Source organism: Noviherbaspirillum aerium (assembly GCF_008929045.1).
In the GTDB taxonomy this organism is placed as follows: domain Bacteria; phylum Pseudomonadota; class Gammaproteobacteria; order Burkholderiales; family Burkholderiaceae_D; genus Noviherbaspirillum; species Noviherbaspirillum aerium.
The window spans coordinates 29,987-50,408 of sequence record NZ_VFAH01000004.1; the positions used below are offsets into that span (position 1 = coordinate 29,987).

Here is a 20,422-nt window from a genome sequence, read left to right on the forward strand (position 1 = left end):
ACTCCCACCCAGATTGCAGCCACATGGATATGAGAACCGAAACCCATGACGATCTCAACGTCAAGGTATTGCTTACCACGTTGAAATCCCTGAAGAAAGGCGACTTCACTGCGCGCATGCCGTCCGACTGGACAGGCCTCGCCGGCAAGGTTGCCGACACGCTGAATGAAATCATCGAGACCAACCAGCAGATGGCGGAAGGCATCACGCATGCCAGCCGTGTCGTTGGCCGCGAAGGCCGCCTGACGCATCGGGCCTCGCCGCTCAATCTCTGCGGCGGCTGGGCCACGATGGTCAATTCCATCAATGCGCTGATCGACGATCTGGTGCGTCCCACGACGGAAATGGCACGCGTCATCGGCGCCGTCGCCAAGGGCGACCTTTCGCAAACCATGTCGCTTGATGTGGATGGCCGCCCGTTGAAAGGCCAGTTCCTGCTGGCGGCAACCACGGCGAACCGCATGGTGGACCAGCTCGGTTCCTTCGCCTCCGAAGTCACGCGCGTGGCGCGCGAAGTCGGCACGGAAGGCAAGCTCGGCGGTCAGGCCAATGTGCCGGGCGTCGCCGGTACCTGGAAAGACCTGACCGACTCGGTCAACTCCATGGCCGGCAATCTGACATCCCAGGTCCGAAACATCGCCGACGTGACAACCGCGGTGGCGAACGGTGACTTGTCCAAGAAGATCACAGTGGACGTGCGCGGGGAAATCCTGCAGCTCAAGGATACGATCAACACCATGGTCGATCAGCTGCGTTCCTTCGCCTCCGAGGTTACGCGCGTGGCGCGCGAGGTGGGGACCGAAGGCCGCCTCGGCGGCCAGGCCGATGTGCCCGGCGTGGGCGGAACATGGAAGGATCTGACCGACAACGTCAATTTCATGGCTTCCAATCTGACGGCGCAGGTGCGAAATATTGCGGAAGTTACCACTGCGGTTGCGAACGGCGACCTATCGAAAAAAATCACCGTTGACGTCAAGGGCGAAATTCTGCAGCTCAAGGATACGATCAACGTGATGGTGGATCAGCTGGGCTCCTTCGCTTCCGAAGTCACGCGCGTGGCGCGCGAGGTCGGCACGGAAGGCAAGCTTGGCGGCCAGGCGCAGGTAAAAGGCGTGGCCGGCACCTGGAAGGACTTGACCGACTCGGTGAATTCCATGGCGGGCAACCTGACCGGCCAGGTAAGGAACATTGCCGACGTCACCACCGCGGTGGCCAACGGCGACCTGTCGAAGAAGATCACGGTCGACGTCAAGGGCGAGATCCTTGAACTCAAGAACACCATCAACGTCATGGTCGACCAGCTCAACTCCTTCGCTTCGGAAGTGACACGCGTGGCGCGGGAGGTCGGCACCGACGGCCGCCTCGGCGGCCAGGCAAACGTGCCCGGAGTCGCTGGTACCTGGAAAGACCTGACCGACTCGGTAAACTCGATGGCAGGCAACCTGACCGGCCAGGTAAGGAACATTGCCGACGTCACCACCGCGGTAGCCAACGGTGACCTGTCGAAAAAGATCACGGTCGACGTCAAGGGCGAGATTCTCGAGCTCAAGAACACCATCAACACCATGGTCGACCAGCTCAGCTCCTTCGCCTCGGAAGTGACGCGGGTGGCGCGGGAAGTGGGCACCGAGGGCAAGCTCGGCGGCCAGGCTTATGTGCCGGGCGTGGGCGGCACCTGGAAGGATCTGACCGACAACGTCAACTTCATGGCGTCCAACCTGACAGCGCAGGTGCGAAATATCGCCGGCGTGACGACGGCGGTGGCACGCGGCGACCTGTCGAAGAAAATCACCGTTGACGTCAAGGGCGAAATTCTCGAACTCAAGGACACCATCAACGTGATGGTGGACCAGTTGTCATCGTTCGCCTCCGAGGTAACCCGCGTGGCGCGCGAGGTGGGTACCGAAGGCAAGCTCGGCGGACAGGCCAATGTGCCGGGCGCGGCCGGCACCTGGAAAGACCTCACCGATAACGTCAACTTCATGGCGGCCAACCTGACCGCACAGGTGCGCGGTATTGCCGGCGTCGTGAGCGCGGTGGCGAAAGGTGACCTGAAGAAGAAACTCACTGTCGCCGCCCGCGGCGAAATGGCGACGCTGGCCAATACCATCAACGAGATGACCGACACCCTGGCGGTATTCGCCGATCAGGCCACCACCGTGGCGCGCGAGGTCGGCGTCGAAGGCAAACTGGGAGGACAGGCAAGCGTGCCGGGCGCCTCCGGCACCTGGAAAGATCTCACCGAGAACGTCAACCAGCTCGCGGCCAACCTGACCAACCAGGTGCGGGCGATCGCGGAAGTCGCGACCGCCGTGACACGGGGCGACCTGTCGCGCTCGATCCAGGTGGAGGCGCGCGGAGAGGTGTCCTACCTGAAGGACAACATCAACGAGATGATCCGCAACCTGAAGGAAACGACGCAGAAGAATGCGCAGCAGGACTGGCTGAAGACCAACCTCGCCCGCTTCACCCGACTTCTGCAGGGTCAGCGCGATCTCGAGACCGTTTCCGCCTTGCTTCTGTCGGAGCTTGCGCCGCTGGTCTTTGCGCATCACGGCGTGTTCTACATGATGGACTCGGCCCAGGACGACGCGCATCTGCATCTGATCGCCGGCTATGGCGTGCGTGCCAACGGCGGGCTTTCGCGCTCCCTGCGTCCGGGCGAAGGCTTGGTCGGGCAATGCGTGATCGAGAAGCAGCGCATCTGGCTGACCAACGTGCCGCGCGACTATGTGGCCATTTCCTCCGGCCTGGGCGCGGCGCCGCCCACCAACATTGTCGTGCTGCCCATCCTGTTCAACCAGAAGGTCAAGGCGGTGATCGAACTTGCCTCCCTGGAACGCTTCACGGAAACCCATCTCAACTTCCTCGACCAGTTGATGGAAACCATCGGCGTGGTGATCAACACCATCGAGACCAACAGCCGAACCGAAAGCCTGCTGATCCAGTCCCAGTCGCTGGCGCAGGAACTGCAGCAGACCAACCTGGAGCTGGCGGAAAAGGCTCGCCTGCTGTCCGAGCAGAACATCGAAGTTGAGCGCAAGAACTTCGAAGTGGGCCAAGCCAAGCTGGCGCTCGAGGAAAAGGCAACGCAGCTCGCATTGTCGTCCAAGTACAAGTCCGAGTTTCTTGCCAACATGTCGCATGAGCTGCGCACGCCGTTGAACAGCCTGCTCATCCTCGCCCAGCAGCTGTCGGACAATCCCGATCACAACCTGACCGATCTGCAGGTGGAGTATGCGAAAACCATCTACGGCTCCGGCAGCGACCTGCTGACGCTGATCAACGACATCCTCGACCTGTCGAAGATCGAATCCGGAACGGTCACGCTGGAACTCAGCGAGTACCGCTTCGAGACGCTGCGCAATTATGTCGAGCGCACCTTCATTCACATGGCCGAGGCGAGGAAGCTGCAATTCTCCGTCGAGCTTGCGGAAAGACTGCCGCTGTCGCTGCGAACCGATACGACGCGGCTGCAGCAGATACTCAAGAATTTGCTGTCGAATGCCTTCAAGTTCACCGCGCATGGCCGCGTGTCCCTGCATATCGGCCTGGCCCACGGCGGCTGGAGCCCCGACCATCCGCATCTGTCGCAAGCCGCGGCAGTGGTTGCCTTCGCCGTCACCGATACCGGCGTCGGCATCGCAGCCGACAAACTGCAACTGATCTTCGAGGCATTCCAGCAGGCCGACGGCAGCACTGCCCGCAAGTACGGAGGCACCGGCCTCGGCCTGTCGATCAGCCGCGAACTCGCGCGCCTGCTCAATGGCGAGATCCGGGTCGAGAGCGAACTCGGCACTGGGAGCACCTTCACGCTCTACCTGCCTTACCAGAGCGAAACCATCAGCAGTCTCGATGACCTCCAGGCCCTGGCCGCCGAACAAGCGCCGGCCAGGGAGCACGACGACAGGAGCGGGCCCGTGCCGGCGCTTGTTCGTCCTGCGCCCGCAAGCGAAGCCGAGGATGTAGAGCCCGAAGAAGTGCAGATCGACGACAGGTCGCTGGTCAACCCCGGCGACCCGGCGGTGCTGATCGTGGAAGACGATGAAGAAGTCGCGCGCACCCTGCTCGAACATGCGCGGGAACGGAATTTCAAGGGTATCGTCGCCCGCCAGGCGGACGCGGCGTTGCCGCTGACCCGGGATTACCTGCCTACCGCAATCCTGCTCGACCTTGACCAGGCCGATGCCGACGGATTTACCGTGCTCAACCGCCTCAAGCGGGACCCCGGCACACGGCATGTGCCGGTGCACGTACTCTCGTCACAGCGGGAACGGGAGCGCGCGCTGCGCGACGGCGCCTTCTCCTTCCTCGAGAAGCCGGTCAGCCTTGAAAGGCTGCAGGAAGAGCTGACACGCATCCAGCAATACGTGACCAGCAGCCGCCGTCATCTGCTGATCGTCGAGGACGACGAAGTGCAGCGCAATGCGATCGTCGACCTGATCGCCGGCAATGATATCGACATCGTTTCTGTCGACACCGGCATGGATGCCCTGCGCCAGATGCGCCGGACGGCATTCGACTGCGTGGTGCTGGATCTCAGGCTGCCGGATGTCGATGGCTTCAACCTGCTCGACCAGATCAGCCAGGACGAGGCGCTGCGCGATGTGCCTATCGTCGTGTACACCGCTGCTGAACTGTCTCAGAGCGAAGTGGCTCGCCTGCAGATGCTGGCCAGCACCGTCGTGCTCAAGGACGCACGCTCGCCGGAACGGCTGGTTGCCGAGACGGCTCTCTTCCTGCACCGGCCGCATGCGACCCTGCCGGAAAGGCAGCGCAAAATGCTGGACGACGCTCACGAATCCGACATCAATCTCGCGGGGCGCAAGGTACTTATCGTGGACGACGATCTGCGAAACATCTTCGCGCTCAGTTCGGTGCTCGAGCGCCAGCACATGAAGGTGATCTACGCGGAGAATGGACGCGACGGCATTGAAGTGCTGCAATCGGATCCGTCGGTCGAGATCGTGCTGATGGATATCATGATGCCCGAGATGGATGGCTACGATACGATGCGCGCGATACGCAGTATTCCGCGCTTCAAGTCGCTGCCCATCATCACGCTCACAGCGAAGGCGATGAAGGGCGATCGCGACAAGTGCATCGCGGCCGGAGCGTCCGACTACATCACCAAGCCTGTGGACGCGGCGCATCTGCTGTCACTGATGCGCGTCTGGCTGCAGCGATGATGCCGACGTCGATTCACCAATGAAAAAATGCCCGCTGGTCGCGGGCATTTTTCATGCGGCCTACTGAAACCTTTTCGGCTTGACTGACTAGAGCGGATTGCGAGGCAGCGACAGCGGCGATGTTCCGGCCCGGACCGCTTTTCTTCCCTGACCTGGGAATGCGACGCGCGCCGAGCCCTCCTCCTCGATTGCCGCCGAGCTCATCGAAGGGATGGCGGCTTGCAAGCCGCCGGCATCGCTCAGATCGAATGCCGCGACCGTCTGGCCCAGGCTTGCCGCGCGTTGCTGCATCGATGACGCCGCGGCGGATGCCTCCTCCACCAGTGCGGCATTGTGCTGCGTCATTTCATCCATGCTGGCGATGGCCCGATTGACTTCTTCAATGCCCTCGCTCTGCTCGCGGCTGGCGGCGGTGATCTCGCTCATGATGTCGGCCACGTGCTTGACCGCAGCGACGATTTCCGTCATCTGCCTGCCGGCGTCGTTCACCAGTGCATTACCGTCTTCCACCTTCTTGACCGAGTCGCCGATCAGGTCCTTGATTTCCTTCGCCGCCTGCGCCGAGCGCTGGGCCAGCGTGCGGACCTCCGAAGCCACCACCGCGAAGCCGCGGCCCTGTTCGCCGGCACGCGCAGCTTCGACCGCAGCATTGAGCGCAAGGATGTTGGTCTGGAACGCAATGCTGTCGATGACGCCGATGATGTCGACAATCTTGCGCGAGCTTTCCTTGATCGAGCCCATGGTGTCGACTACCTGATTCACGACCTCGCCGCCTTTCATCGCCGATTCCGAGGCCGAATGCACCAGCTGATTTGCCTGCTGCGCATTCTCGGCATTGTGCTTGACGGTGGATGTCAGTTCTTCCATCGAAGACGCGGTTTCTTCAAGCGCGCTGGCCTGGGACTCGGTCCGCGTCGACAGGTCTGCATTGCCGGTCGCGATTTCATTCGATGCCGAACCGATCGCTTCGGTCCCCGAACGCACCTGGCTGACGATGCGCGACAGGCTGTCGTCCATTTCTTTCAGGGCTTGCAGGAGCTCGCTGGTCTCGTCCTTGCCGACGACCTGGATTCTTGCGCCGAGCTTGCCGCCGGCAACGCGCTGGGCGACGCCGACCGCATCCCGCAAAGGACGGGTAATGCTGCGGGTAGTGAAGATCGACAGGATGGCGCCGATAATGACACTGAAAATCGCAGCCATCGCGAGAATGGTCGTCATGCGGCTGCCGGAGGCTTCGCTTTCCGCAATCAGCCGATCAACCGCTTTCTGCTGGATGGCCACCAGCTTGTCGATTTCAGAGATGGCTTTCTGGTTCAAGGGATCGATGCGCGAGGAAATCAGCTTGCCTGCGGCTTCATTGGCGTATTCCTTGACTTTCTGGATCGCCTCCTGGAATGGTGCGTCGGTCTGCTTGTCGATGGCGGCGATGCTGTCGACCAGGACCTTCTCCTCGGCACTGAGACCGAGCGCAACCAGTTTGCCTTGGGCTTCCTGGAAGAGCTTGCGCTGTGCCTGGGCCTTGGAAGCTTCGCGTTCGATGTCGGGAGTGGTGTATTGCAGTCCAACGTTGCGGGATGCGATGCCGCCTTCGAGAATTGCGCCCCGCATCGCATTGGCCTGCACCGCCTTGGCATTGGCGCGTTTCATGCCCTCGTTCTGGGTATGCCGGACATTCGCGCTGATGACGATGTCGGCGGTAAGTACGCAAACCAGCAGGGCGAGAATAATCCCGAATCCCATGCCAAGCCGCGTACCGATTCTTACGGTACGGATATTCATGCTCTTGTCTCCAGTTCCTCAAACCCGGAACGCGGCGCAGGTGCCGGACTTGCTGTCCGGTCTATAGGAATTGTGCGTCCGCTGTCCCGGGCATCGTCAAAACGCCCCTAGCGTGCACAGTGTAACGGATCAAACCAGTAATTTCCATTAGGCAATAAATAATTTGATCGGGATCACGGCGTTCGCGCCAAAAGGCGCTGGCGGCAACAGACCACCGCGGGCGCCGCTTATTCCAGCGCGGCATACACCAGATTACGGAAAAGCTGCCGGTAATGATTGCGCTGTTCCGGAGCCTGCATCAGGAAGATGGCGAGCAGTTGTTCTTCCGGATCGATCCAGAAATAAGTGCCGGCCAGCCCGCTCCAGGTGAAATCGCCCACGGAACCGGGGATGAAGGCCGAGCCCGGCTCGGTGCGTACCGCGAATCCCAGCCCGAATCCGTAACCCGGTCCCGGCAGATAGCCCTGGCCGGAGCGGGCATGCGGCATTCCTGCGAGATGATCGCTCGTCATCCATTGCAAGGTCTTTCGTGAAATGATCCGGGCGTTTTCGCATTCTCCGCCATTGGCCAGCATCTGCGCGAAATGCAGATAGTCCTGCATGGTCGACATCAGGCCGCCGCCTCCGCCCAGCAAATTGGGACGTCGGCGCGGCTGGTTCATTCTTACCGTCACCCCGGTCACCGGGTCGACGTCGAAGCCCTCGGCAATCCGGTGATGATGTTCTTCTTCCACCCAGAATCCGGTATCAAGCATGCCGAGCGGCTTGAATATGCGCTCCGAAAGAAATTCATCCAGTGACTGGCCGGAGACCCGCTCCAGCAATACGCCCAGCACGTCGGTGGAGTGGCTGTACTCCCAGACGGTGCCGGGCTGATACATCAGGGGCACCTGTCCCATCGCCTTGATGAATTCATCGCTGCTCATGCGCGGGTGCGCAATGCCGGCCCTCCGGTATTCCGCCTTTACCAGGGAATCCCCGAAGATCCCATAGGTGAAGCCAGAAGTATGACGCAGCAGGTCTTGCACTGTAATCGGCTGCAATGCCGGCTCCAGCCTCAGGTGCGGCACCCCGTCCGCAATGACCTCCACACCCACCTTGAGATCCTGCAGCTCCGGCAGGAACTTGGAGATCGGATCGCTCAGCAGCAGGCGCCCCTGTTCGACCAGCATCATCACGCCAACCGATACGACGGGCTTGGTCATCGAATAGATGCGGAATATCGACTCTCTCGACATGGGCACGCGGGTAGCCGGATCCTGAAGGCCCAATGCGGATTCGTAAACCGTCTTGCCGTTATGCGCAATCAGCATCGACGCACCGGGAATGAGTCCCTTATCGATATCCGCCTGGATGCACGTCGTCAGATTGTCGAGTCCCTTGTCTGAAAATCTGCCGGGTCCCTTGATGCGCTCATTCATCGTGTCGTCTTCCTTCATTCAGCATGGACGGCCTGCGTGGCCGCAAATACCGCCGCAGTAAGAGCAGGCCTGGCCTGCCACGAAAGCGAACGGTCGTATTTATTTTAAGTGAATGTACCGAATGCTGCCTGTCCTTATCAAGGACGCCAATCGAGAAAACAGGAACCGCATCAATACAGGTTGTTACACATGGATAAGTACCCGCAACCTCAAACTACCCTTCCTCGATCGGAGAACCCGTGACCCTGATTCAGCGCTTTCGACTTTTCCTCCTGCATCGGCAGGCAAATGCCTTGCTGCGGCGCGTACGCAGACGTCATGCCGAAACCGAAACCGTCTCTATCGCTGAGCGCACCTCGCGTTCCAGCTGGCCACGCACGACGGCCTGCATCCAATGACAGGCAACCAAAAAAAATGGACCGCAAGGGTCCATTTTTTGTACGCGTTCCCGTTCAAGGGGATTACATCGAGCGGCGCTTCCGATTGTTCGGCTTTGCGGGCTTGGAATTGCCGGTACCCTTGGTCTTGACGAGCATGATGCCGCTCTGGCTTTGCCGGGCCTTGCTGCGCACATTGCTGCGCGGCGCGGGAGCCCTGGCCGCCAGGATCGGTTCGCCGGTCAGCAGGCGCTGAACATTTTCCGCATCAAGCATGCGCGCGGTGCTTTCCTTTGCATTCAGCAGCACCATGATGACCCGCTTGCCGGCTGCCTGAAATCGCATGACCAGGCACCGCCCCGCTTCGCGGGTGAAACCTGTCTTGGAAAGCATGATGTCCCAACCATCCTTGCCCACAAGGCGATTGGTGTTGTGGAACTGCGCCAGGCGTCCGTTCATGTCGACGAGTTCGCCCGTTTCGGTAGTCATCTGCGAGATTTCCGGATATGCGGACGCGGCGGCTGCCATCTTGACGAGGTCGGCCGCAGTGGAACGATTATGCGGCGACAGGCCGGTGGGTTCCTCGATCACGGTATTGACCATGCCGAGCGCAGCCAGCTTTTCCCGCACCGCTTTCTGGAATCCGGCATGGCCGCCCGGATAGGTACGGCCCAGCGCCGCCGCAGCCCGGTTATCGGACGACATCAGCGCCAGCTCAAGCAATGCCTTGCGGCTCAGGACGGAACCAACCGGCACGCGGGACGAACTATGCTTGAGCGTATCGACGTCGCTGTCGCTGATGGCGATCGGTTCGTACATGTCGAGCCTGGCGTCGAGCACGACCATGGCGGTGATCAGTTTCGTGATTGATGCGATCGGCACCACGTCATGCGCATTTTTTTCGAGCAGCACCGTGCCGGAGTCTTCTTCGAATACCAGCGCATGCTGGGAACTCAACGGTACGGCGAATGCTGACGCCGCCGTGCTCAAGAGCAGCGCCACAAGGGTTTTTTTGAACATGGGAAGCCAAAAGTGAAAGTTGTCCAGCGGCATCAATCATAACGTGATAGTGGGCCACAAAGCTTTCCTTTCGACATTGATTTAAATAAATATTTCCAGATGTTGCGAACGCGTCTTGAAGGGATTTCAAGTCCTCTTGAGCAGCAGGCTGGCCTTGCCGTTACAATTTCCCCGGCCTATTCCTCATATTTCCATCTCCCCTTATCCAGCCATGACCACCATTTCAGATAAAAAACCTCGCGTCCTCATCCTTGGTGCCGGCGCCATCGGTAGCTTTTACGGTTCCTTGCTGGATGCTGCCGGCGCCGAAGTATCCGTGGTCTGCCGTTCCGAATACGAAGCCGTCCGCAGCAACGGTTTCTCGATCGCCAGCCGCAAGCTGGGCGACCGGATCTTTCATCCCGCGCAGATTCTCAGGAGCGCTTCCGATTACCAGGGCGGGCCGCCCGACTATCTGGTCGTCAGCGTCAAGGTGGTCGAGGGTACGGATCGGGCCGCCCTGATCCGCCCGGCGCTCGGACCGGAAACGGTTATCGTCCTGATCGAAAACGGGGTGGAAATCGAAGCCGAAATTGCGGAAGCCTTTCCGCAGCAGGAATTGATCAGCGCGCTGGCTTTCGTGCAGGTGGCGCGCACGGCGCCCGGCAAGGTGGCGCATTACGCGTATGGCGACCTGACCTTCGGCAATTACCCGTCCGGCGTTACCGAGCGCGCGCGGCGATTCGCGGATTTGCTGCAAGCAGGCGGCATCCGCTGCACCCTTACGGATGACGTGTCCACCGCCCGCTGGCACAAGTGCATGTGGAATGGCGTATTCAATCCCATCTCGGTCCTGGGCGATGCACTCGATACCGGGCACATCCTGGGCGAGGCCGAGGGCGAAGCGCTCGTTCGGCGCGCGATGCAGGAAGTCGCGGCCGTCGCGGCGGCAACAGGCCATCCCTTGCCCGACGAACTGGCCGGCCAGCTTATCGAAGGCACGCGCAAGGCTCCGCCGTACAAGACCAGCATGGCGCTTGACTATGAAAACCGGCGTCCGATGGAAACCGAAGTCATTCTGGGCAACGCGGTGCGTGCCGGCCGCCGGGAAGGCGTCGCGATCCCGGTGCTGGAAAGCCTCTATGCATTGATGAAGATGGTCGAGCGCAAGCTGTCCTCGGAGGCGAAGGCCTCCGCTCCCGAGGGCTCACGGGCTGATTGAAGCAGGCGCTTTAGAGCGGATTGCGGATGAGTGTACGGAAGCATCGGTCTGCCTTGGGATGCGGGGCAAGCCGGGAGAAGCGCCATATGGCGGGCTACACCAGCGACGACCAACGACGCCATGCGCCCAAGACAAGCCGAGGCGACCGACCATCCATCCGCAATCCGCTCTAAGCATGCTGGCCGCGCTCCTCGAGTCGGGGCGCATGCTTCCCCTCTCATAGGCTATCCGGCTAAGCGGCTAACCGGCTAACCGGCTTGCATCTTTGGCAAGGCATGCAGGATCTGCTTCGCCTGGTGTTCCGACCAGAGCTGCTTGCAGACATACAGGGCCTGATCTTCGGAGAGAGGATGCGCCGACTCGACGCTGATCGGAGCGGGGATCAGTCCACAGTGTTCGTGCGTCACGGATGCAAGTTCGGGAATAAGGCCGATGATCGTTGTGATTCCGTTCAGGAAGCCTGGAACGCCAAACGGGATATTGGTCTTGATGATCAGGCTCGCCACCATTTTCTCGGGGCGCAGCAGTTCATCGACGACACAGATTGCATAAAGATCCTGCAGCGCGTGATAAGAGTCGTGATCGTAGCTATGGGAGCGATGGCTCGATACGCCATAACTGTCGAACAGACAGCTGAAAAGCAGCAGCGTCGTGGGATTGGAGAAACCGATCATGTCAGATTCATGGGGGACGGTAACGGAACCTGCATCTGTGGTTAGCCAACAGAAAACGGTTCCATCGCACCCCGGCAATTTCATCCGGCACCCTCCAGCCGTCGCACCTGGTTCGACCCGCTTCGGTCCGTGCCGACGCCTCTTTCGCCTTCTGTTTTACGTTCCCCTAACCCGACCCTGCATCGATGGCCGGCGCACGGCATTTATTTAAATTCACCCTCTCGCAGCCATTTGGTGGCCACATATTTGATACCGCGCTCCACAGGCTCTCCGGCATGCAGGGTGTTGTGGTCGACTTCGCCGGCCGCGCTGGTATTGGCAAAATAGACAGCGCTGCCTTTTTTCGGCTGAACATGCAGGCCGATCTTCGGGAATGAAGTGCCACCGCCCTCCTCCACATCGCTCAAATACATCACGATGGTCGCTACACGCTGGCCGCCGCGTTCAAGATGCTTGCGCGGACCGGCGACATTCGGGTCGAACCAATCGAAATGCGGACGATATTCGTTGCCTTTTTCGTAACTGAGTACTTGCAGGCCTTCGCCGTTTTCCACCGGCCAGTGAATCAGCGCAGCCAGGCGGTTCTCGATCCGCGTCACCAGTTCGGTCTCGCCGCGCTGCAACATTGCTCCCCGGCTTGTGCGGTGAGCATGAATCTGGGTCGAACCATCGGTGTCCCCTACCACAGGCGACCGCTCAAGACGCTGCTGCGTATAGGCGATCAGCGCATCGCACTCTTCCTCGCTGAGCAGATTGCCGAACAGGATAACTTCCGGTGATTGCAGCCGGAACAGTACATTGACCGGGCGATCAGCCGCCTGAATGACATTGGCATTCGCTTCGATGCGCGGATGAGGACGTATCCTTACCGCCGCCGGGGCGTGCCCCGAAGCTTCAGCGATGGCGAGGCGTGCGAGATCGGCCTTAAAATGTCCGTCGCGAACCATGATGTCCGCCATGCCCTCGGGTTCGCATCCGCGTGCGACATTTTCCTTGACCCACGCCTGCCACTCGGCAGGCAGGCTTGCAAGCATGGAAAGCGTGGAGTGTGGCGTGTTCATCATGATGGTGATTCCCGTACTGGTCTCGATAGTTTGGTCAGAAGGATGACTGCCGCCGGTGTTTCCGTACGGCACCCATTTCTTTGGCGCAAGCAATCAGGAAAGGTTCCTCTACGGTAGCATTATCCGGCAGCGATATTGCGTTGCATATCGGAATCCGGATGAAAAACGCATCAGCAAACACACTACCAGGCGTCGGAAGATTCCTATAACCAAGTCTTTCGGAATCGACTCTTGTCTTCAGGCGTGTCTCGGCGATATCGATTGGCGGGGATGTTTGACAACAGCGGTTCCAAAGGTCATGCGGATGATGCCGGCTCTTTCTGCCATGGCTTCCGGGTCCGCCAGGATGCGGCCCAGTCTTCCGGCAGCACCAGGGAAAACGCACCGATGTCGGCGACCCGGTTGCCCAGTCCTGCGTTCACGACTGCGACGCCTTCGGTCAGGGCCGGCATGCGGGAATGAATCTCATGTTCGACATAAGGATGCAACCAGTCGCCATGATGCTGCCAGACACTGCCGCCGATCACGAAGGTCTTCATATCCAGGGTAACGGCGAGATTGTAGAGCGCCCTGCCGAGAAATCCGGCAGCCTCGAGCACCGCGGCCCGCGCCTGCGGATTTCCGGCGCGTGCCGATCCGAACAGTTCGGATGCCGGCAGCTGCAGGCGGTTGGCGATATTGCGTCCGGATATCAATCCTTCCAGGTCGCCGCGGTTGCCGCATCCGCAGACGGCATCTTCGCGGTCGGCCATCAGCATGTGGCCCGCATGGCCGGCGTTGCCCTGCTTGCCGCGCAACAGCCTGCCGTCGATGCACAGGCCGAATCCCACGCCGGTGCTCCAGGTGACATAAGCGCAGTTCGCCTCCCCCTGAACGGCGCCGAACATGCGCTCGCCGGCGAGCGCGGCGACGCAATCGTTCTCGATGGAGACCGTGGCGAAACGCTCAAGCAGGACCTTTTCGATCGGTATCAGCGTCCAGTCATTGGGAAGGTCCGACGCGCCGCTCCTGCCGCCGCAGATATTGGGGGCGGACAGGCACAGCAGGCCTTCGCCGTGCACGAATGGGCCGCAGGAAGCAACGCCGACCGTCCGGATCCGCGCTGCGGGAATGCCGGCTTCGGCACATGCCTGCTCGATCATGGCGATGCCTTTATCCGGCAGCGCGCGCGGCGTCCCGCTCTTCGGGGTGGGCGCCGAGACGCTGGCAAGAATGCCCTCCCGGTTTGCCACGGTGGCGGTCATTTTCGTGCCGCCGACATCAAGCGCGGCCAGATGATCGAAGTGCATGGAATATCCTTTTCAGTAAGCCTTGTCCCACGAGACGCTGAGCCTTGAGGCGCACTGGATCAGGCCGACCATGCTGTAGGTCTGCGGGAAATTGCCCCACAACTCGCCGCTGTCAGGGGCGACGTCCTCCGCCAGAAGACCGAGATGATTGCACTTGCTCAGCACGTTTTCAAACAATCCGCGCGCCCTGTCCTTCTGCCCCATCCTGGCCAGAGCCAATATCCACCAGAAGGTACAGACCAGGAAGGCGACTTCCGGCCTGCCGAAATCGTCTTCCTCGTCATAGCGCAACAGGAACTCGCCGCGGCGCAGGTGTTTTTCGATGGCTTGCACCGTGCCCACGAAGCGGGGGTCGTCCGGCTGCAGAAACTGGAATTCCGCCATCAGCAGCAGACTGGCATCCAGATGCTGCCCGCCGAAGGTGGACATGAAGCTGCCGCGCTCTTCGTTCCAGGCTCGTGCGCATATCTCGGCGTGGATGGTTTCCGCGTGCGCGGACCAGTATGCCTCCCGCTCGCCCAATCCGAGATGCCCGGCGATCACCGCGAGCCGGTGGCAGGCGGCCCAGCACATGATGCTGGAAAACGTGTGCACCCGCATCGATCCGCGCAATTCCCACAAGCCGGCATCCGCCTTGTTATAGCAGCGTACCGCCTGCTCGCCAAGGCGCTCGAGATCGCCGAACATGGGCAGGCCGGCGGGCCGCTCCAGGCGCGTGTCGAAGAAAGCCTGCGTACTGGCCAGCACCGCTTCGCCGAAGACATCGTTCTGCCTCTGGCGATAGGCGAGATTGCCGACTCTTACCGGCCCCATGCCGCGGTATCCGGCCAGTCCCGGCGCGATGTATTCGTCCAGCACCTGCTCGCGGCGGATACCGTAGACCGGCTGAAGCGGCGCTTCGCGCGTGTCGGCGATGATATTGAGGATGTAATCCAGGTAATGCTCCATCGTGCCGGTCGCACCGAGGCTGTTGAGCGCATTGACCACGAAATAGGCATCGCGCAGCCAGCAGAAGCGGTAATCCCAGTTCCGTCCGCTGTGCGGCGCTTCGGGGATGGAAGTCGTGACCGCGGCAATGATGGCGCCGGTATCGTCAAAGGCATTGAGCTTGAGCGTGATGGCCGCGCGGATCACGAGCTGCTGCCATTCGAAGGGAATGGCGAGATTTCGCACCCAGCGCTGCCAGTAGACCAGCGTTTTTTCGTAGAAGGAACGGCCGATGTCATGGGGCGCGCCATCGACGGTCTCGTCCGGCCCCATCAGCAGGGTAATGCTTTCATGCAGGAAGAAATGCCGGCCGTCGAGCACGGAAGACAGTGACGCATCGGTGGTCAGGCGCATGGCCTGGTCGACGCCGACGAAGGAAATATGATGGGCGCCGCAGCGCGTAACGGCAGGCGCGCTGCCATAATCGATCGCCGGATTCACCTTAAGGGCGATGCGCGGCCGGCCGGACTTGCGGCGCACGATCCTGACCAGCATGGTGGGCGCGAACATCCGCCCGTGCAGATAGAAGCGGGGGGCGAAATCGATGACTTCGATGGCATTGCCTTCCGCATCCTGCATGCTTGTCAGCAGGATGGCCGAGTTGCGCTCATAGTGCTGCTCCGTGCGGATGACGCCGTCGAGGGCGATGCCGATTTCACCATGGGCGGCTTCCCGCTCTTCGGGTTTGAGCAAGGTGCAGCAAATCGGATCGCTATCGAAGTTCGGATAACACCACCAGACAATCGATGCCTGCCGATCGATCAGCGCGCTGGTGCGCGAATTGCCGATCAGCCCCAGATTCAGCGTCCTCGCCCGGGATGGCGGCGCGCCATCGTCGCGCCGCTTATCCTTGTCGAGGTTCGCCATTCCTGTCGCCATTCCGGTCTTCCCGCAACCAGTTGCTTGCTCCCTCTGCCTGCAGCATTGCGATCAGTTCCTCCAGCAGACGGAGGATGTCGCGCGGATGCGGGAGAAAATAGTCGGCCGCGCTGTCGGCCGACGGTTCAATGCGTATCGACAGAATGTCGGGCCGGCGCATGCGAAAGACGTCTTCATCGGTCACGTCGTCTCCGACGTAGAGCGCAGACGTAGCGCCGGACAGCTCCATGAGCCTCGACAGCGCGCTGCCCTTGTGGCAGCGGTCCTGCATCAGCAGGTTGTAAACATATTTGCCGCCCACGATCCTCGGCGGCGGGTCCAGGTGCGAGAACAGGGACTCCAGCGCACGCACGCTGCCCGCAACGTCTTCCACCTGCCGGTAATGCACGGAAAGGGAGAAACGCTTGTCTTCCACTTGTATGCCCGGGTCCCAGCCAGGTTCGCGCAACGCCTGATCGATCTGCCGGTGCCACCCGGCGCAGGCGTGCTCGTGTTCGGTTGCCAGGTCCTCCCATCCCGGCACGCCTTCCAGTCCATGGTTGCCCACCACGAAATCCGGCTGGAATCCGAGGCGCCGGCTGATGTCCTCCACGGAGCGGCCGGTGATGATCGCAATCGGAGCGTAGTATGCAATGCGCTCGAGGAGCGTCCGCAGATTGTCCGGGAGACGGGCGTCTTCGGGCACGGCCACGATCGGCGCCAGCGTGCCGTCGAAATCGAATGCGCACAGCGTCCGCCCGCGCACGCATTGCTGGAGACGCTGCACCCCGGCGTCGGAAAACAGAAGTTTCATGGCTACACCACGCGGCGCAAGGATTTGCGGCTGTGCGAACGGATCTTGGTGACTACCCGTTCGCGTTGCCGCAAGCGGGCCGCATCCAGCAGCATGCGTCCGGCCCAGCGGTAGATATTGAAGTCCCTCACCAGGGAACGCATGCTGCGCATGCGCTCGCATTGCTCGATCTCGGGCATGGTGACAGCGCGGTAGAGCGCCTCGGCGCTCTGTTCGATATGGTAGGGATTGACGACCAGCGCCTCGGGCAGTTCCCGCGCCGCGCCGGTGAACTGGCTGAGCACGAGGACGCCGCGATCATCGTAGCGCGCAGCGATGAACTCCTTCGCGACGAGATTCATGCCGTCGTGCAGGCTGGTCACGAGGCAGACTTCGGCGGCACGGAAATAACGCGTCACCTGGTCGCTGCCGTGATGCTCGGCCTTGAGAACGATGGGGAGATAGTTTCCGGTGCCGAATCGGCTGTTGATACGCTGCACCAGCGCCCTCACCCGCGCTTCGAAATTCTGGTACTCGTCCAGCGACGAACGCGTCGGCGCCGCGATCTGGATCATGCTGAAGCGGCCGATCAGATTGGGATGCAGTTCCAGCATGCGCTCGACAGCCTGGAAGCGTTCGATGATCCCCTTCGTGTAATCCAGCCGATCCACCCCGACGGCAAGCAGATGGTCATCGGACATGCCGTGTTCGGCACGCACGCTGGCACGGCATTCCGCGACGGTGGGCAGGTTCGCCTCGGATTCCGGCCAGGCAATCGATATCGGGTATTGCTCGACCTGGGTCAGCTTGCCGCCAAAGGAAATCGTGCCGGATTCATGTTCGATACGGGCTTCGAGGTAGCGGTCGACCGTTTCAAGGAAGTTCTTGCAATGGAACGGCGTGTGGAAGCCGAGGATCGTGCTGCCGAGCAAGCCGTCGAGCAATTCCTCGCGCCATGGACAAATGCCGAAGGACTCCGAGTTCGGCCAGGGAATATGCCAGAAGGTGATGATGGTTGCCTTCGGCAACTGTTCACGGACCATGCGTGGAAGCAATGCGAAGTGATAGTCCTGGACCAGCACCACCGGATCATCCGTACGCGCTTCCCGCACCACGGCATCGGCGAAGCGTTGATTGACCGCCTCGTATTGCTCCCAGTCGGACGACCGGAATACCGGACGCACATGGGCGATATGACACAGGGGCCAGAGGCCTTCATTGGCGAAACCGTAGTAATACCCCTGCTCCTCCTCCTTGGTCAGCCAGACGCGGCGCAAGGTATAGCTGGGATTGGACGGCGGCACCGCCACGCGGTCGTTGCGGTCAACGCTTTCCTTGTCTGCAGAACCGCTTCCATGCGCGATCCACGTGCCGGAACAGGCGCGCATTACCGGTTCGACCGCCGTAATCAAGCCGCTGGCCGGACGCTGCACTTCAATGCCGTTGCGCGTGCGCATGTGCATATAGGGTTCACGATTGGACACCACCAGCACTTCATCGCCGGATAGCTCTTCGTGCAGCAGCGTGCGAAGCTTCTCCGGAGTCCACAGGTGGGTGGCATCGTCGCGCGTCTGGCGTTCCACATTGAGCTCATGCAGCAGAGCCCGCAGATCGCCCTCCAGGGGACGGATTTCGGGAGGGGTCGACAGGTGCGGACCCTTGCCTTCCCGAGCCTCGCTTTCACCGCGCAAAATGCTCTTGACCGAAGCCATCCAGTCACGCCAGCTCAGGTGGGCGACGAATACGGTAATCAGGGAAATGACCAATGCCAGCAATGCGAACAGCAGAATGCCGTACTTCCTGGTATCGGCGCTTCGTCTTTCGATGAAGCTCATGTCGTGTACCAGGATCAGCTTGCCGAGGTTCTGCCCCTCGGATTCGAGCCGGCTGTCAGACACGTGCAGCGGCCCCTGCGGAAAGTTGACGAGGGATTCCTTGCCGGAACTTTCCTCCTGCCCGAGCCGGCAACCGAGGGACTGCGGGTAGGTTGGAGTCTTGTACAAAATGGCGCCTGCCGGGTCGCAGAAGGCAATCGCATAAAGCCGCTGATCACGCAATGCGCGTTCGAACAGCTGATTGATTCGCCTTTCCGCCCTCTCGGGAACGTACTCCCTCAACGGTTCCTGCAAGGCATTGGCCAGCGACTGCGACTTGGTATCCAGATCCCTGACGGACCAGCGGACCATCAGGTTGTCAACGAGAGGTACTACTGCATAGGCAAAAAGCCCAAGTGCCAGCGCCAGCGGCAAAACAAAACGGAGCGAAAGGCGGAATAGTCTTGTCGGCATAATCCCTTCCAAAAACGTCCGCGTTGGAAGCGGCCATACGACATGCGGACGGCGTGCCTGGAGTCACCATTTCTGATGCCACAAGGCGCTGCAGTGTTGTTCACTTTTGATCAATGTTGCGTGACCGATGCCGCAACGGAACTGCGCATCAGGCTCTCGTTGTTCACTTGAGCTTTGGCACAATGTCGTGAGCATCGGTTTGCCACTGTCTTGGAAGATCGCCCGGCGATGCAATAGTTCCAAGCTTTGCGCTGGCGCTAAGGTGGTTGCAAAAGTCTGGAATCCAGTCTCCCGGCAATGCACCGGGTGCTCAAGCCAAAGCAGGGCCGCCCGGCATTTTTGTAGCGAGAGGGTCGCTAAGCGGAACCCGAAGGCACCTTGCGGAGCCGCGTGCGTACTAGACGGAGAGTCTCCAGACAAGTGCACTGTAATGGGTGAGCCGCAAGCCCGAAGGTATGTCGCTGCCTGTCCTTAACCGCGTGCTCGTTACGTTCGCCCGGCTTTCGGACAGGGGAAATACCATGGCGGGCAGCAAAGCCTGCAAATGATTTCCGGCCGCATGAAAGCGGCCGGAACGTCAGACGCAAGATGCAAGGTTCAGGCAGTGCCCGTTCCCCTTGCCCGGGTTAACGGGAAGTGGAGGTGCTGCCGCCCGATGAACCGGTACTGCCGGATCCTGTGCTGCCGGAACCTGTGCTGCCGGAGGTGCCGGTGCTGCCGGAACCTGTGCTGCCGGAGGTGCCGGTGCTACCGGAACCTGTGCTGCCCGAGGTGCCGGTGCTGCCGGAACCTGTGCTGCCGGAGGTGCCGGTGCTGCCGGAACTTGTGCTGTCGGAGGTACCTGTGCTGCTGGAGGAACCCGAACTGCCGGAGCCGCTGCTCGGATAGGAGCTGGAGCTGCCGGAAGTACCGCTGCCCGAGCCGCCGGAGCTCATGCCGGTTGAACCGCTGGTGCCCGAGCCGCCGGAGCTCATGCCGGTTGAACCGCTGGTGCCCGATCCGCTGGAGCCGGTCCCGCTGGTGCTCGATCCGCTGGTATCCGAGCTGCTGCCTGAACCGCTCGAACCCGAGCCCGAGCTCATGCCGCTGGAACCGGACGAACCGGACGTGCCGCTCGAACCCGAGCTCATGCCGCTGGAACCAGACGAACCGGATGTGCCGCTCGAACCCGAGCTCATGCCGGTGGAACCGGAGGAGCCCGATGTACCGCTGCCGCTGGAGCCGCTCGAACCACCCGAGCCGCTACTCATGCTTGGACTGGGACTTGACGAAGAGCCGGACGACGAGCTTGTTTGTGCCACGGCGATACCGGCTGCGCTTAGCAGGGAAATGATTAATGCGATGGACTTCTTCTTCATGCTGCCTCCTAACAATATCAATGATTGGAATGCTTTGGATGGATTACTTCAGCAAAGTGCAGAAGGTAAGCATTTAGACTACGAACTTATCATGGGTTCTCTGGCATTTATATAAAGATCATTC

Annotated in this window: 13 protein-coding genes; 4 read left to right on the forward strand and 9 right to left on the reverse strand. The window is 60.9% G+C overall.

Annotated elements, in window-relative coordinates; genetic code table 11:
• Positions 1–23 precede the first annotated feature (23 nt).
• Positions 24–5,189 (forward strand): HAMP domain-containing protein, encoded by a 5,166-nt coding sequence (locus tag FH061_RS07770; protein WP_151634694.1) that lies wholly within the window; start codon positions 24–26, stop codon positions 5,187–5,189.
• A gap of 87 nt (positions 5,190–5,276) precedes the next feature.
• Here the strand turns inward: FH061_RS07770 and FH061_RS07775 are convergent, their stop codons facing one another.
• From FH061_RS07775 to FH061_RS07785, 3 genes are all read right to left on the reverse strand, one after another.
• Complete coding sequence (locus FH061_RS07775; protein ID WP_151634696.1) at positions 5,277–6,968, reverse strand: methyl-accepting chemotaxis protein; 1,692 nt, start codon at positions 6,966–6,968, stop codon at positions 5,277–5,279.
• A gap of 227 nt (positions 6,969–7,195) precedes the next feature.
• Positions 7,196–8,407: a serine hydrolase domain-containing protein gene (locus FH061_RS07780; RefSeq protein ID WP_225984533.1), complete on the reverse strand. Its 1,212-nt coding sequence runs from the start codon at positions 8,405–8,407 to the stop codon at positions 7,196–7,198.
• Positions 8,408–8,850: 443 nt separating this feature from the next.
• Positions 8,851–9,786, reverse strand: coding sequence for a serine hydrolase (locus FH061_RS07785; RefSeq protein ID WP_151634698.1), 936 nt, complete (start codon positions 9,784–9,786; stop codon positions 8,851–8,853).
• A 211-nt stretch (positions 9,787–9,997) separates the two neighbouring features.
• Between FH061_RS07785 and FH061_RS07790 the strand changes: the two genes are divergently transcribed.
• A complete protein-coding gene (locus tag FH061_RS07790; protein WP_151634700.1) occupies positions 9,998–10,987 on the forward strand; it encodes a ketopantoate reductase family protein in 990 nt (329 codons plus the stop codon).
• Between the two features lie 248 nt (positions 10,988–11,235).
• Here the strand turns inward: FH061_RS07790 and FH061_RS07795 are convergent, their stop codons facing one another.
• The 6 genes from FH061_RS07795 to FH061_RS07820 form a co-directional block, all read right to left on the reverse strand.
• Positions 11,236–11,745: a hypothetical protein gene (locus tag FH061_RS07795; RefSeq protein ID WP_151634702.1), complete on the reverse strand. Its 510-nt coding sequence runs from the start codon at positions 11,743–11,745 to the stop codon at positions 11,236–11,238.
• Positions 11,746–11,864: 119 nt separating this feature from the next.
• On the reverse strand, positions 11,865–12,725 hold the full coding sequence (locus FH061_RS07800; RefSeq protein ID WP_225984534.1) for a 2OG-Fe(II) oxygenase: 861 nt from the start codon (positions 12,723–12,725) through the stop codon (positions 11,865–11,867).
• 296 nt (positions 12,726–13,021) lie between these two features.
• On the reverse strand, positions 13,022–14,014 hold the full coding sequence (locus FH061_RS07805; protein WP_151634704.1) for an ROK family protein: 993 nt from the start codon (positions 14,012–14,014) through the stop codon (positions 13,022–13,024).
• Positions 14,015–14,026: 12 nt separating this feature from the next.
• The gene (locus FH061_RS07810) at positions 14,027–15,868 is read right to left on the reverse strand and encodes a glycoside hydrolase family 15 protein (RefSeq protein WP_151634706.1); all 1,842 of its coding nucleotides are present in this window, start codon (positions 15,866–15,868) and stop codon (positions 14,027–14,029) included.
• On the reverse strand, positions 15,846–16,673 hold the full coding sequence (gene otsB, locus FH061_RS07815) for a trehalose-phosphatase (protein ID WP_151634708.1): 828 nt from the start codon (positions 16,671–16,673) through the stop codon (positions 15,846–15,848). The genes FH061_RS07810 and otsB overlap by 23 nt, the downstream gene beginning before the upstream one ends.
• A gap of 2 nt (positions 16,674–16,675) precedes the next feature.
• Entirely contained in the window at positions 16,676–18,940 is a 2,265-nt protein-coding gene (locus FH061_RS07820; protein ID WP_151634710.1) for an alpha,alpha-trehalose-phosphate synthase (UDP-forming), read from the reverse strand.
• Positions 18,941–19,618: 678 nt separating this feature from the next.
• On the opposite strand from FH061_RS07820, the gene FH061_RS30355 reads away from it, so the two are divergent.
• Both FH061_RS30355 and FH061_RS30360 read left to right on the forward strand, forming a co-directional pair.
• Entirely contained in the window at positions 19,619–19,828 is a 210-nt protein-coding gene (locus tag FH061_RS30355) for a hypothetical protein (protein WP_192804958.1), read from the forward strand.
• Positions 19,829–19,873: 45 nt separating this feature from the next.
• Positions 19,874–20,413 carry a hypothetical protein gene (locus FH061_RS30360; protein WP_192804959.1) on the forward strand — a complete coding sequence of 180 codons (540 nt, stop codon included), beginning with the start codon at positions 19,874–19,876 and terminating at the stop codon, positions 20,411–20,413.
• Positions 20,414–20,422 lie beyond the last annotated feature (9 nt).

Excerpts from the sequence above, each read along its gene's own strand:
- FH061_RS07770 (WP_151634694.1), top strand. The coding sequence starts at position 24 with ATGGATATGAGAACCGAAACCCATGACGATCTCAACGTCAAGGTATTG.
- FH061_RS07775 (WP_151634696.1), bottom strand. The coding sequence starts at position 6,968 with ATGAATATCCGTACCGTAAGAATCGGTACGCGGCTTGGCATGGGATTC.
- FH061_RS07780 (WP_225984533.1), bottom strand. The coding sequence starts at position 8,407 with ATGAAGGAAGACGACACGATGAATGAGCGCATCAAGGGACCCGGCAGA.
- FH061_RS07785 (WP_151634698.1), bottom strand. The coding sequence starts at position 9,786 with ATGTTCAAAAAAACCCTTGTGGCGCTGCTCTTGAGCACGGCGGCGTCA.
- FH061_RS07790 (WP_151634700.1), top strand. The coding sequence starts at position 9,998 with ATGACCACCATTTCAGATAAAAAACCTCGCGTCCTCATCCTTGGTGCC.
- FH061_RS07795 (WP_151634702.1), bottom strand. The coding sequence starts at position 11,745 with ATGAAATTGCCGGGGTGCGATGGAACCGTTTTCTGTTGGCTAACCACA.
- FH061_RS07800 (WP_225984534.1), bottom strand. The coding sequence starts at position 12,725 with ATGATGAACACGCCACACTCCACGCTTTCCATGCTTGCAAGCCTGCCT.
- FH061_RS07805 (WP_151634704.1), bottom strand. The coding sequence starts at position 14,014 with ATGCACTTCGATCATCTGGCCGCGCTTGATGTCGGCGGCACGAAAATG.
- FH061_RS07810 (WP_151634706.1), bottom strand. The coding sequence starts at position 15,868 with ATGGCGAACCTCGACAAGGATAAGCGGCGCGACGATGGCGCGCCGCCA.
- otsB (WP_151634708.1), bottom strand. The coding sequence starts at position 16,673 with ATGAAACTTCTGTTTTCCGACGCCGGGGTGCAGCGTCTCCAGCAATGC.
- FH061_RS07820 (WP_151634710.1), bottom strand. The coding sequence starts at position 18,940 with ATGCCGACAAGACTATTCCGCCTTTCGCTCCGTTTTGTTTTGCCGCTG.
- FH061_RS30360 (WP_192804959.1), top strand. The coding sequence starts at position 19,874 with ATGCCGGTTGAACCGCTGGTGCCCGAGCCGCCGGAGCTCATGCCGGTT.